15 protein-coding genes are annotated in these 13,064 nt (G+C 54.6%); all 15 read right to left on the bottom strand.

The genetic code is table 11. The annotated features are described in order from the left end of the window. Positions 1-63 precede the first annotated feature (63 nt). The 15 genes from mtrH to MPAL_RS11495 all read right to left on the bottom strand — a co-directional run bounded on the left by mtrH (position 64) and on the right by MPAL_RS11495 (position 12,958). Entirely contained in the window at positions 64-1,083 is a 1,020-nt protein-coding gene (gene mtrH / locus MPAL_RS11565) for a tetrahydromethanopterin S-methyltransferase subunit H (protein WP_012618921.1), read from the bottom strand. A gap of 15 nt (positions 1,084-1,098) precedes the next feature. Further along, on the bottom strand, positions 1,099-1,836 hold the full coding sequence (gene mtrA, locus MPAL_RS11560; protein ID WP_012618920.1) for a tetrahydromethanopterin S-methyltransferase subunit A: 738 nt from the start codon (positions 1,834-1,836) through the stop codon (positions 1,099-1,101). A 10-nt stretch (positions 1,837-1,846) separates the two neighbouring features. Next, complete coding sequence (locus tag MPAL_RS11555; protein ID WP_012618919.1) at positions 1,847-2,053, bottom strand: tetrahydromethanopterin S-methyltransferase subunit F; 207 nt, start codon at positions 2,051-2,053, stop codon at positions 1,847-1,849. A 6-nt stretch (positions 2,054-2,059) separates the two neighbouring features. Next, positions 2,060-2,782, bottom strand: a complete 723-nt coding sequence (gene mtrA, locus MPAL_RS11550) for a tetrahydromethanopterin S-methyltransferase subunit A (RefSeq protein ID WP_012618918.1) — start codon at positions 2,780-2,782, stop codon at positions 2,060-2,062. Between the two features lie 10 nt (positions 2,783-2,792). Further along, a complete protein-coding gene (gene mtrB, locus MPAL_RS11545) occupies positions 2,793-3,083 on the bottom strand; it encodes a tetrahydromethanopterin S-methyltransferase subunit MtrB (protein WP_012618917.1) in 291 nt (96 codons plus the stop codon). Further along, entirely contained in the window at positions 3,083-3,934 is an 852-nt protein-coding gene (gene mtrC, locus MPAL_RS11540; protein WP_012618916.1) for a tetrahydromethanopterin S-methyltransferase subunit MtrC, read from the bottom strand. Before mtrC ends, mtrB begins: the two co-directional genes overlap by 1 nt. 9 nt (positions 3,935-3,943) lie before the next feature. Further along, the gene (gene mtrD / locus MPAL_RS11535) at positions 3,944-4,783 is read right to left on the bottom strand and encodes a tetrahydromethanopterin S-methyltransferase subunit D (protein ID WP_012618915.1); all 840 of its coding nucleotides are present in this window, start codon (positions 4,781-4,783) and stop codon (positions 3,944-3,946) included. Next, positions 4,780-5,679 (bottom strand): tetrahydromethanopterin S-methyltransferase subunit E, encoded by a 900-nt coding sequence (gene mtrE / locus MPAL_RS11530; RefSeq protein WP_012618914.1) that lies wholly within the window; start codon positions 5,677-5,679, stop codon positions 4,780-4,782. Before mtrE ends, mtrD begins: the two co-directional genes overlap by 4 nt. A gap of 227 nt (positions 5,680-5,906) precedes the next feature. Then, positions 5,907-7,589 carry a coenzyme-B sulfoethylthiotransferase subunit alpha gene (gene mcrA, locus MPAL_RS11525; protein WP_012618913.1) on the bottom strand — a complete coding sequence of 561 codons (1,683 nt, stop codon included), beginning with the start codon at positions 7,587-7,589 and terminating at the stop codon, positions 5,907-5,909. A 5-nt stretch (positions 7,590-7,594) separates the two neighbouring features. Further along, positions 7,595-8,359: a coenzyme-B sulfoethylthiotransferase subunit gamma gene (gene mcrG / locus MPAL_RS11520; protein ID WP_012618912.1), complete on the bottom strand. Its 765-nt coding sequence runs from the start codon at positions 8,357-8,359 to the stop codon at positions 7,595-7,597. A gap of 5 nt (positions 8,360-8,364) precedes the next feature. Beyond that, positions 8,365-9,000, bottom strand: coding sequence for a methyl-coenzyme M reductase I operon protein C (gene mcrC, locus MPAL_RS11515; protein WP_012618911.1), 636 nt, complete (start codon positions 8,998-9,000; stop codon positions 8,365-8,367). Positions 9,001-9,003: 3 nt separating this feature from the next. After that, positions 9,004-9,471, bottom strand: a complete 468-nt coding sequence (mcrD, locus tag MPAL_RS11510; protein WP_012618910.1) for a methyl-coenzyme M reductase operon protein D — start codon at positions 9,469-9,471, stop codon at positions 9,004-9,006. A gap of 20 nt (positions 9,472-9,491) precedes the next feature. Continuing rightward, the gene (mcrB, locus tag MPAL_RS11505) at positions 9,492-10,805 is read right to left on the bottom strand and encodes a coenzyme-B sulfoethylthiotransferase subunit beta (RefSeq protein ID WP_012618909.1); all 1,314 of its coding nucleotides are present in this window, start codon (positions 10,803-10,805) and stop codon (positions 9,492-9,494) included. Positions 10,806-11,183: 378 nt separating this feature from the next. Then, positions 11,184-12,266 carry an ABC transporter ATP-binding protein gene (locus tag MPAL_RS11500; RefSeq protein ID WP_012618908.1) on the bottom strand — a complete coding sequence of 361 codons (1,083 nt, stop codon included), beginning with the start codon at positions 12,264-12,266 and terminating at the stop codon, positions 11,184-11,186. After that, entirely contained in the window at positions 12,263-12,958 is a 696-nt protein-coding gene (locus MPAL_RS11495) for an ABC transporter permease (RefSeq protein ID WP_012618907.1), read from the bottom strand. The genes MPAL_RS11500 and MPAL_RS11495 overlap by 4 nt, the downstream gene beginning before the upstream one ends. Positions 12,959-13,064 lie beyond the last annotated feature (106 nt).

Below are 13,064 nucleotides of genomic sequence, written 5' to 3'. Positions count from 1 at the left end.
TTAACCTGATGTGAAAGGTCCGGAAAGAATCGGAAAGGCCTACCGTACTTAATAAAAAAGGGTTTAGATGAGTTTGAAGATTGGATGATTCGGATCCTGGGTGTCGATACCGAGATCGCGAGCTGCCTCGAGGATCGTGATATCTGCATATGCCTGGGTCGTCAGCATCGGCTCCATGTTCTCGATCGGACCGAACATGATCAAGTCAGCACCGAGGGTGCTTGCGATCAGGTTGCAGCCGATATCTGGTGCTGACCAGACTGCCTGCTTGAGGGCCTCGATGTCCTTTGCATAGTGCTTGAGCATCTGGTCTTTGAGGGCTGGTTTTCCGTCATAGACGGTGCCGAGGTTTTTCTTCCATCTGCGGAGCCAGGTCCATGAGACGGTCATGTTGTGGTATGCACCACCGGTTGGAAGACCATAGATCCCCTTGCATGCAAGGATCTCACGGTACGATCCGCCTGAACCGAGACCGAGTGGTGTGGCTGCAGTGTCGAGGATTGGCCTGGTGATACCTGCCTCCTCTGCGATCTGAATCATACCCTTGGACTGTCCTGCGACACCACCCTCGCCGAGCACCTTCTGGCGCCCAGCGACGGATGGGTCAGCCGGGTTGAATGCGAGCACAATGGCTGCGTCGACGTCACTCTTTGCGAGGACATCGATCTCTTCCTGGCTGATCGAACCGTTGATCGAGTTGTAGATCGCACGGTTGGCGAGTCCGACCTCGGTGACGTACTTGGCTGCCTGCATACGTGCTGCAGGTGCCGAGGAGTCCATCAGGAAGGCGGTCTTGTCGTCGATCGATGCGAACCAGTCAAAGTAGGACTCGAGCGCCTCGCCAAATTCACCGATGATCTGGATGAAGAAGTGTACACCCGTCTCGTCGGTCAGTTCCTGACAGCGGTTCCAGAGTGCTTCAGCCTTCGGCTTGTCGATCGTACCCTTGTGGTCGTCGAGCACAATCTCGTGCTTGTTATAGAAGATCGATGCACCGAGAACGGTGGGGTGTTCTCCAGGCTGCCCACCGATCTTGGTACCATTGAAATCCCAGACTTGTTGTTCTTTTTCAAATCTGAACATAGTATTACTCCTCTCTTACACTATCGCATTCAATTTGGAGAGCAGAACGAGCAGTATGATAAATACTGTCAATCCAGCTACCAGTCCGTATAAAATACCAATATCTCTCCCAACCTTGCGGCCTGCACGCTGGGCGATCTCTGCGTCCACGAACTCGATCTTCTTCTCGATTGCATCGAGCCTCTTCTCCATCTCAAGGAACTGGGGATTAGCCCCGGCTGCTGCAACCTCTGTTGAGCCGCCTGCTTCCTTGACCTCGACGACCATGGCATCAGCAGCGAACGCACCAGGGTCTTTGCCCTTCAGTTCGTTGATCTTTGCCTTAATGGTGCCGAGATCTTCGCTCTCCATGATGTTGACGATCTCGATCTGTTCCTGGAAGCGCTTGATCGCCGCGTCATCGAGGTTCTCGATGAACGGGATAGCACCTTCGGAACCGACGATCTTCCCCTTGTCAACACCTGATGAGTGGAGCTGGCGGAGTGACTGTCCTGAAAGGTGCCCTTTCACTTCAGTCCCACAGAGCAGGACGAAGCGGATGTTCGGGTTCGAGATGACGTTTGCAACGACCTTCTCAAGCCCGAGGTTCTCTGTCTTACAGGAGCCGCATATGGCTGCGCCTGCATCGCAGATTCCCTGTTCGTCGAGGTGTGAGCCCATGGTAATGACTGCCACCGGGCTGTTTGCATCCCCCGAATGGAAGTCGCCCTGGACAATTGGCCATCCACTGGCTGGTGATTTCTTATCTGCCATTCTCGATACCTCACATCAGTACTAATGCTGGTACCACAATCAGGACCAGTGCTACAAGCATCCCTGCTGCAAACCCGACAAGACCTGAGTCCATAATACCGGACTCAAGTTTGTTGGTTCTTGCAAGGATCTGCGACTTGTAGCGCATGTTTTCGACCATATTGTTTATGGCGACCATTCTGATGGGTCCAGCAGCCTTTGAGCCTTCTTCTGCCATATCAGATCACCCCATCAACAAGAATCCAATCAGTGCGAATGAGACGATCAGGCCGATCATCAGCCCTTCGACCTTGCCTGAGTAGACGCCTGCTGCATATCGGTCCCAGTACCCGATGTCAGTGATCATCTTTTCGATCACTTTCATCCTTGCGTGGACCAGCACAACTTCGCCTGATAGCGGCTGTACTTCGCCGGTCGACTCTTCTGCCGCGCCGCCTGCTTCCTTGACCTCGACGACCATGGCATCGCCAGCGAACGCACCAGGGTCTTTGCCCTTCAGTTCGTTGATCTTTGCCTTAATGGTGCCGAGATCTTCGCTCTCCATGATGTTGACGATCTCGATCTGTTCCTGGAAGCGCTTGATCGCCGCGTCATCGAGGTTCTCGATGAACGGGATAGCACCTTCGGAACCGACGATCTTCCCCTTGTCAACACCTGATGAGTGGAGCTGGCGGAGTGACTGTCCTGAAAGGTGCCCTTTCACTTCAGTCCCACAGAGCAGGACGAAGCGGATGTTCGGGTTCGAGATGACGTTTGCAACGACCTTCTCAAGCCCGAGGTTCTCTGTCTTACAGGAGCCGCATATGGCTGCGCCTGCATCGCAGATTCCCTGTTCGTCGAGGTGTGAGCCCATGGTAATGACTGCCACCGGGCTGTTTGCATCCCCTGAATGGAAGTCGCCCTGGACAATTGGCCATCCACTGGCTGGTGATTTCTTATCTGCCATTCTCGATACCTCACTTCACCTTGACCAGTTCGAAGGCGATGATACCTGCGATGAATAGTCCGACTGCGATACCATACCAGAAGGCGCTTATTCCTCCTGCGATCTTCAGAGTCTGTTCTCTTCCTGGGAACGAGGATGCAAGGATCCCCTCACCAGAGAGCATGTTCACCAGATCATCTGATGCCGATTCGAGGATGGCGATCTGTTCGAGCACCGGTGCAAAGGATTCCCCTGCGGTGGTGACGATCCCGACCATTGGGTCGAGGACAAGGCCGTATTCAGGCAGAACCTGGACGTACATTATGCCTCACTCTCCACTTCGAGGATCGGCTTTGCATCGAGCCATGATGCTGCATCGCGCTTTGAAAGTGCGAAGAACTGCGTGTAGGTGTAATACCAGCCAACCAGCGAGATCAGTAAAGAGAGAACTGCAGCGCCGATGCCGATAAAGGCGAATGAGATGACGGCGACCATGATCATGCTGAGGAACCCGCACTCTGCGGTCAGCATCAGGGTCCGATCCTGCTTCTCGTTTGGCCCTAGGCAAGCATTGAATCCGTGCTGGAGTGCGATTGCACCGAGCATGAAGAGTACTGCGAGGATGCTTCCCCCGATCAGTGATGCAGTGTATGATGCAACCTGTGTGCCGAGCACCGTCGTTGTGGCGGTGGTCAGGGTAGCCATCGAGAATCCACCAGTTGCCATAGCGCTGAATCCGAGCAGGACCAGTGCACCGACGGCTGCGAGTTCAGTGAGGGACTGAATCATCACAGGGATGCGCATGTTTAAGATGTTGTTTGAGATGAATCCAAGGATGGCGCCGACGATTGCGGCGATGATCAGTGCGAGGACTGGAGTCAGCATACCGAACTTGGTTGCCATCAGCATACCGATCACACCTGAACCAAACGCGAGCATCCCTGCGGATGGGACACCAGTCCCGATACCATAACTGCAGAGTCGCTTGATGGTGCTGCTTCCCCAGATCAGGGCGGCGATGGCACCGAATCCTCCAAAGAAGGAGAAAGCCTGCGTACCCATCAGGGTGTTCAGATAGGTGAGGTAGATCGCAATCAGCGAGCCGACAAGCCCCATGATCATGACCTTGTTGTGAGGAATTCCTCCCTCAGTTACTGTAATTTGTGCTGTCATGAGAACACCTCAAAACTTCCCCATCACCACGAGCAGGATTGCCACCAGGCCACAAAGGGCTGATGCGATCATCGATGCTACGATTGCACGTGGGAACCGCTTGAACTTGGGGTCATGCGGTCCTTCGATGGTACCAGTGATGTTGTATGCTGCAAGCACAGAGTTCACAAGGAACATACCGACTGCGAAGATCCCTGCAAGAGAGACTGCGAGTGGCATGATCTGCTCGAGCTTTGCGTTGAAGAGTGTAGGAAGAGCCTGCTCGTACACGCCTAAGAGTTCAAGGTAGATCAGCGTGCCGCCTGCACCGCCAAAGAAACCACCGATGACACCGCCGACATACGAGATGAACGGCAGACCATGTCCTTCAGTTCCCTGGGATTTGTAGGCTGCCTGTGTATCGCCGGTCAGCGGGTCTTTTGCCACCTTTCCGGATGCTGCCGGGATACCCATTCCGTACACATAGATTGCGTTCACCATCAGACAGGTGATGGCCATCATCAGGGCACCACCGACTCCACCAGTGATAACGGCGATGGTTGTTCCCTGTTCTGCTGCCCATGCACCACCGAAGAGCCCTGCGAGCCCTGCACCAGCCGCTAACATCGCAACACCTGTTGCAATACCTGGGGCTTGGCCCATGGCTGCCGGTGCTCCACCGACAGGTACAAAGTGAACACCAAAACCGATCAGCACACCGCCGACCACGATTCCGATCAGTGCGTAGAACGCGCTGATAGGTCCGAGAACAAACATCAGACCGAGCAGGATAATGAAGAGGACGAGCCCGATCAGTGTTGAGGGCATGTCCATGCTTGCTGGACCGCCTTTTGCTGCAATTGCGGTCATGCGGACGTCTCCTCTGTGGTGTATGGTCCGTAGTTCTTCCGTGCCCAGGTCTCGATGTACCGGTCAACGATTGCGAAGATCAGGATCATGATGACACCGACGATGATGGAACCCCATCCTCCGCCGACCTTCTCGAAAATGACCGTTCTCCAGAGTTCGAGGAAGACGATCAGGCCGAAGCAGATCCCTGATGCGGGGCCGCCAAGCTTCGAGGAGAACCAGCCGTTGTCGAGTGAGTTCCGCTGTCCTGCTTCAGCATACCGGACGATGTTTCCTGATGCTGATATTGGGACACCGGCTCCGAACTTCTGGTTCTGGTACTGGCGCTCCTTCCCATAGAATGGGTTGCCAGTTGCAGATCCTGCTGCACCGAGTGCGATACCCCAGACAAGGCCGAGGAGCGGAAGCGGGAATGGATGCCCAAGTGCTGCGTTCATCAGATAGCAGAGCGACACTGTGGTGAAGACCGCCACAAATGCGTGTGCCATCGTGACCGATGTCATCGACTTTAAGATATCGATATACACCGGCTGTCCAAACTTTGCTAAACTTGCAGTCCTGCCCAAGTAGGCAGTCGTCGCGTAGACGCCCTGAACGAATGTCGCCAGAGCGCAACCGAGGATGATTGCAAGAACTGGATTGAACTGCATTGCCATAAAAGCCCATGCTATACCTGCGCCGAGAGCGCACCATAGACCGTATGCGGGGGGTTCACCTGCCACTGCTTTGTTGAAGATGCGGTGAATGAATCCCATCTGCGGCGCGAGTTGAACCTGTGAATTCGGGTCTCCTTGTGAGCCGATATCAGATTCAACATCTTCCGCAGCACCGGCTACGGCAGCAAGAGCTCCTGCCAATGCAGTGATTCCAATGCCAAATACTATGTTGTCTACCATTTAGCCTCCTCCCGTGCTTAGTAAGATGCATGAGAGTATTCGAATTGCTAGCCACTTACGTTGAGTACAAACCCTTTGTGGTTCAATAAACAGTTGTTGAGTGTTTAGTTAAAGGTTTCGAAACTTGGCGGGAAAATTACATTTTTATGCGTTATTATGAAAAAACAAGCAGAATATCTGTTTAATTATGATTAAATTTTGTTAAGGAAAAAAAAATTGTGTTGAGATTACCGCGCTGGGATGATCAGTGAGCGCTCGCCCGCTGGCATGAACTCGCGGATTGCTCCCTTGGCGAATTCACGGCGTGGCTCAGAGAAGTCAAACACCAGCGAGGGGTCTGCGAACGTGATCTTGATCAGTGGGTTTAGAACCCATGGATCGCCACGGCCGAAGTGGGCACCGCCGGAGATAGCAGCGTACTCACCCTGGTGACCGACGTTCATCGCATAGTTCGGATAGTTTGGTCCACGGAGTTCACCGAGCAGACCTTCATCCGGTCTGATCGACATTGAGTTTGCTGAACCACACTGGTCCTGCAGGTCGTAGCCGAAGAAACCGAGACGTGACCATCCTTCCTTGTGCATGAGCATCGAGAGATACCAACCGTTCAGACCTGCATTGGAGTTCCCGGTACCGATTGAGGTGGTTAGACCTGATGCTGCTGCAATGACACTGGCACGCTGAGAACCGCCGAAGTGGTCCTCCATCATGGTTGGGAACTGCTCGTACTGCTCCATGGCGTTCAGTGTGACCTCAGTTGCGAGGTCGTTGACGACCTCCTGGGTTGCCGGTGCTTGCGAGTAGCCGCCGTACTTCGACTTGAGGTAGTCCATACCATAGTAGACGAACTCGTCGAGGATGTTGTCGGTGTATGCTGCGGTTGCATACTGGGTGAACCCGACACCACCGGACATGTAGGATCCGAGCCAGATCTGATCGAAGAGCATCGTTCCTGCACCGACAACCTCAAGGGATGCCTTTGCGGGGTCGTTTGGATACTTGCGGTCTGCCTGGATCATATCACAGAAGTTACCGAATTTGATACCACCTGGTTCGTTCGGGCCACGTGCACGGCGTGCTGGCAGGATGTCGGCCATCTGGATGACGCCGGCGTGCTTGGCTGCGTAGGAAAGGTCAGCGACTGCTGCCTCACCGGCGCACATTCTGTAGGCCGCGATGAAGGACATACCGATCTGCATCGCAGACCATCTGGAGGTGGTCCCACCATCACAGGTTCTTGAGACAGTCGTTGGGATGTGGATTGCCTGGAACATCGACTTACCGACTGCTGCTTTCAGTTTCTCTGCAGACTTTGCCGGGAAGAGTTTCTCGATGTTGAGGAGGTACTGTGGCTCGATCTGGTCGGCGACTTCGTCGTCACCGGTGAAGACCTTGACATAGCAGTCCGATACGAGTGATGGGTGGGTCTCGACCATGTGTTCCTGAACCACGGCTGCCCCTGGCATTGCATGGTTGAGGATGTGGAGGTATTCGTTGATCGTCTCAGGAGTGACTTCCTTGCCGAGACGCTTCTGGAGCGTGTTGTGGGCCAGGTCCATACCAACGATGATCGTCCGGCGGATGTCGTCCCACATCTGCTGCATCGCAGCGTTGTTGACGAAGTGCAGGTCGTCGCCCTCGACGAAGGTGCCGGTGCCGCTGATCTCGTAGGTCATCAGCTGGCGCTGACCGAGAGGGATACCGCCGAGATGACAGCGCTTGGGGTCGTACTGGCTGATCCCACGCTCCATCTCTACCTTCTTACCTTCCTTCATGAACTCTCTCTTCCGCTCGGACTGCTCAAGTCCTGCACGTGCAAAGTGAGTGTGTTCTCCTGCGGGGTCCTCTCCTGCAAACTTCTCTTTGAGTGCCTTCAGGAAGAGCTTCTGTGATCTCTCAATTTTTGCCATCTTAATCACTCCTTTGGCATGAAGCCATACTTGGTCCTCAGCGAGTGGATCCGCTGAATGTACTCAACGTACTCTGGGTCGTCACGGAATGCGACACCGTCGAGTGAGTGGAAGATCGTGCTGTGTGCCTTGAGCCACTTCTCATCCATTGGCTTCCCGACTGGGACTGCACGGTCGAGTGGTTCACCGATCTGGTTCTTGACGTACTTGACAATGCCGTCCTTCTTGTCGAAGACACAGCGCTGGAGCATATCGAACATCATGCCGTCTTCATCGAGACGAAGCGAGTGACCGTGGACTGTGGCACCCCTAACGCCGACTCGGGCCGGGTCGAAGAGTTCGGTGTTGAGCAGTTCCTTTGCGTACTTTTCGAGGTCGCGCTCGCGGCACTCGACGATCTGGCGGCCAGAGAGCGTACCTGGGTCGATTGCACGGAAGCGGTACATCTCGAGGTAGGTTCGTTCATAGGGCTGGCTTGGTGCGTTGAACATCGAGTCTGCGAACTGGATATATCGGACACGGTCGCCGGCCTTTGCACCCTCGGTTGGGGTGACCAGTTTTCTGACTGGGCAGTTTGGTTCCTGCTGCTCTGCCAGTGGGGGGTGTGCAGTTGGGTATGCCGAACCTGGTGCACGGTGCCCCATAATCAGTACAATGTCCTCATCCGTGATGTCACGGACCTTTTCCAGCTTGTGTCCAGGGTCCATGTACTTGCGCCGGTTTTCAGCGACAACCGATGTTCCTGGTCCATACTGTGGTTTGTATGCCATGTTGATTACTCCGATTTGTTTGGGTTTTTCATCAATCTCATTACTTCTCTGACGACGTCTGCCATCTTCTCACGTGTAGGTGTCTGTCCTCTGGTGACGCCTGATACGATCGCCATGACTGTTCCCTGCGTCCTGATCTTGTCAGGAGGGGGCATCACCAGTGCGGTCTTCACGCCTTCTTTAGCCAGATCTTCAAAGTCGATGGGAGCCTGTGAGACCACCACTGCAGGGATGTTGCAGTACTGCAGAATATATCTGACCTTCTGCACCACATGGGACCGTACGTTCCCGTGATGCAGAATTGCGACCTTGTGTCGTTCTATCTGCCTGATCTCTTTCTCAGTCAGGCCGAAGTAGGCACCGAGCACCCCGCCTGCGATGCTCGGTGCATCTGGCGGTACTCCACTGCCTGCATTTAAGATCAAAGTGCTGATGCTGTACTCGACACCCTGCTGCCGAAGCGCAGAGGTGATATCACAGACTGGTTTGGTGACATGTCTTCGTCCAGGGGACATGCCGACGACGATGACGTCTGGGAACCGGCACTCGGAGATGGTCCCACGCTGGGCCATTCCTCCACCTTTTCCCATCCCCATCGCCTCACGGCAGTCCACGACCTGGGTCACACGTCCCATCGGCATGATTTAGGTTCCCTGTACTATGACCGGTCCTTTCCGACTCTTTGGGTCAGCAAGTCCAAGCAATAACTCGTCCGCATCAGGACCGTACTTTGCGTAGTCGGAGGTCGAGGCCTGGGTCTTCATAAACCTGCCTTCCTTGATACTGTACGTGAACTGTGTAAAGACCTCTTCGCATGCCGCCTTGATCTGCGGCAATGCGTCCCGGTCTTCCAGTTCCATGTCGATGATCCCAACATGAACTGTGAGCTCCACAGGCTGCTCCCCGACCATGATAGTACGCCGCATTGAATGGGGGTTTAATGCCCCTCGGGCAGGACCGTAGGGTACTGCCGGCGGAATTGAGGATCCTTTGATCAGGATCTTTCTGATGGATTCTATGGTGACCAGCAGGTTCAGGAGCCGTTCAACTGTACTGGGGTTGAGGAGACGTTCCGGGACGATCCTACATTGAGGATATATGGCATCTGTCATTGGTTTCCACGCGAAAAGACTCAGATGCTCTTTGCAATGGTCTGCATCGGGGTCTTGAACTCAGGCAGCTGCCCATAGGTGTCCTCGAAGATCTTTGCGGTGCCTTCTGGGGTGAACATCTGAGTTCCCGCATCAAGTGCACATGCAGAGACGATACAGGGCATACCGAATCCGGCTGCGTGTCTGGTCACGACGTGGTTCCCGTTGAAGATACCTGGACCGCCACCACCGTAGATCGAGTGGCTGAAGAATGAGAAACCGACGGCTACACCCATTACACGACCGTAGTCGCATCCTGGGAGACCGGTCTCATGCTCAAGCAGGTCGTTGAAGTACAGCAGTGTCGAAGATACTGCCTGTGCGAACCGTCCTGCACCACAGTTGACCATGGTTGCTGCAAGTGTACCTGCTGCGGTATAGGCGTTCCAGAGCATCGGGTCCTTGGTGTCATAGAAGATGTACCCACTCTTGCCCTTCTTGCCTGGGGTGATGACCTTATCTTCAAGGGCCCGCTCGACAAGCGACTGTACGACGGTACCAACAGTGCCTGTTGCACCGTTCTTCTTGACCAGGTCGTAGACGATATTGTTTGCGTTGAGCCCCTGGTATGCGAATCCCAGCAGCTGTGCACGCTCGAATGGGCCGATTGCCATACCCATCTCGAACTCTCCCGCTTGTTCGAAGGTGGATGCGAGTGCTGCGCCCTGGAATGCGTTCCGGTGGGTCATCATCACAGACTGGTTTGCTGCAACATTACGAAGCGAGAAACCGAGACCTTCGTTGTTCTGTGGGATGGATAGAATTGAGACGACATTTGCACCCTGCATGTCCATCGTCTGTGGATAGGTTCCCCAGACTGCTGCCTTGACGACCGAGGCGTCGAACATCCCGATGTTGTACTGGTCGAGCAGTGCGAGGGTGGTCGCTGATGCCACGGAGGTGATCGCCGCGTCATAGGTCGATGCAGAGGCCAGCCGTGCGCTTGGGACCTCTATCATCAGCATCTTGCCGTTGCCGATGGTTCTGATCGTGGTGTCATCGCCCTCTTCGACCTCGATCATCTTCTTGATCCTCTCTGTGATCGCTTCATGGTCCTTGACAATGTCATAGTTCAATGAGCGTCCGAGGATCTGGTTGGCCTTACCGCCGAGTTTTCCGGATTTCAGTCCTTCCTGAATACCATTCAGGTTGACAGCGATCGTGCGCTTGGTCAGGTCGATGATCTTCTTGATCCCCGGGTTGACCAGGGGGCTGATCTTTTCGAGGTTGACCCCGCTCTTTAACAGTTTGCCCTCATCATCATAGAGGTCAATTGTTTCCTGGTATTTTGCCATAATATTCCTCCCTTTCAAAGTTCTGATTCAATTCTTTCCTGTAACTGAATAATGGAAGGCACTCTACAGGTCCACTGAGTGTGAATGATTGTCACTAATTGCACGTCCCCTCATGGGAACATGGATTTATTCTAATTCCCTTCATATAAGGATGTCGTTTTGTCTCTAGGTCCATCTATTATATTAATATTAAAATAATAAATATTCGAACTGTTCTATTCAAATATAGGTACATTTGTAGGTTTCAGAGAAATGCCGCGTGTGAAATACTCTTATAAGAGTATTACTTAGTGGATTTTTATATCTTAAATATTTCGAATAAACTGTGCGCTTCGGAAAGGTCCGCTCGGCAGGGCGGAAATCTGGAAGCGCACTGATCTATAGTTCTAAAATGATGTGCGCGGCACTGGCCTTGAACCTGGCCGTGACGACCCTCCCCACAGTCAGGTGCATCTCTTCATTGGAAGCCCTGGTGATCAGGGCGGTGACCTGTACTGCATCACAGTCGACGGTGACCCTGACCAGCGGGCCGAGGGGAAGGATCCTGCTGATGGTCCCGCTCATCTGGTTGCGTGCGCTTCCATCCGATCCCTGATCGAAGGTCAGCGTCACCTCTTCAGGCCGGATGCTGAGGATGGCCGGCCCTCGGTACCTGTCGGAAACGATGATGGCCTGCAGGTGATGACCGGCCACCACAAAGTCGGCGATCCCATCGGTGACCGCTTCTATATATCCGTTCAGCAGGTTATCGATGCCGGTGAAGGTCGCGACGGCGGGGGTGGCAGGAGAGGAGAAGATCTCGTCCGGGGTTCCGGTCTGGACCAGTCTGCCGTCGATCATCACTCCGATCCTATCGCAGAGCCGCTGCCCCTGCACCATATCATGGGTGGCCAGCAGGATGGTGGTCTCCTCTTCTGTAGCCAGGTGGTGGATCATGTCCTCGATGACGGCTGTAGAATGCGGGTCAAGGTTGGCGGTCGGCTCGTCCATGAAGAGAACCACAGGCCTGGTCACCGCAGCACGGGCGATCGCGACACGCTGCAGTTCCCCGCCCGAGAGGGTCGAGGCGATCCGGTCTCCGTATCCTTCGAGTCTGATCAACCCGAGCATCCGCTTGACCTCCTTGTCGATCACTTCCTTCTCTTCGCCCCGGAACCGGAGTCCGGCGCTGATGTTCTCGCTGACGGTCCCGGAGAAGACCGCCGGCCGCTGAAAGACCATCCCCATCTGCCTGATCACCTGCAGACGCCCGTGTCTCCCGGTCGGCACTGGCACCCCGTCGAGGGCGATCGTTCCGGTGGTCGGGGTTTCGATCAGGTCGAGGAGCCGAAGGAGCGTGGACTTGCCCGACCCACTCGGTCCGATGATCCCGACGATCTCTCCTTTTTGGACCGAGAGCGAGATTTCATCCAATGCTGTCCGGTCACCGTAGGTTTTGGAGAGGGAGGTACCGGTGATCATAGGCTTCCCTCCCCCTGCAGATATGAGACAAAGAGGTTGACGGCAAGCGCTATCAACAGCAGGATCACACCCAGGGCGATCGAGAATCCGATGTTCCCCATTGAGGTCTCCAGGCTGATCGCAGTCGTCAGCACCCTGGTTGATCCTCTGATGTTGCCACCGATCATGATGGCACATCCAACCTCGGAGATAGCTCGCCCGAACCCGAGGGCGATGGCGGCCATGATGGCAAATCGTGCCTCCTTCATCACCATCCAGAGGAGTTGTTGCCTGGTCGCGCCGAGGGAGACGAGGGTCTCATGGACTCCGCGGTCCACGTTGGCGAGGGCTGAGAGTGTCATCCCGGTGACGATCGGGAGGATCAGCAGCACGTCCCCGACCACCATGCCGGTAGGGGTGAAGAGAAGCCTGAACTGACCCAGGGGGCCGGCCCGGGAGATGAGCAGGAAGAGGAGGAGCCCGATGGTAACGGTCGGTACGGCGTACAGTGTCTGGATCACCTGCATCAAGGCCCGCTTTCCAAAAAAGGTGTTCGTGGCGATCACGCCACCAAGCGGAACGGCGATCACCGCCCCGATCAACGTGGCCACGATCGAGATGGAGATGGTCAGCCCGGTTATCTCCATCACGTCTGGGTTCAGGGTGAGGATCAGCCCCCCTGCCTGGACGATGCCGTCTATGATCTCCTGCATATTCTCAACTGTTCTTGCCTGCTGTCCAGATAAATGATGATGCTCTTTAGGTCAGTTCAGGATGTCTATCAATTGAATGTAATTAATTTTTTTGAATTTTGGTATA

The sequence above is a fragment of the Methanosphaerula palustris E1-9c genome, assembly GCF_000021965.1.
Classification (GTDB): Archaea; Halobacteriota; Methanomicrobia; order Methanomicrobiales; family Methanospirillaceae; genus Methanosphaerula; species Methanosphaerula palustris.
Note: the sequence above shows the minus strand (reverse complement) of the source record. Positions and strands in the feature narration are given on the sequence as shown.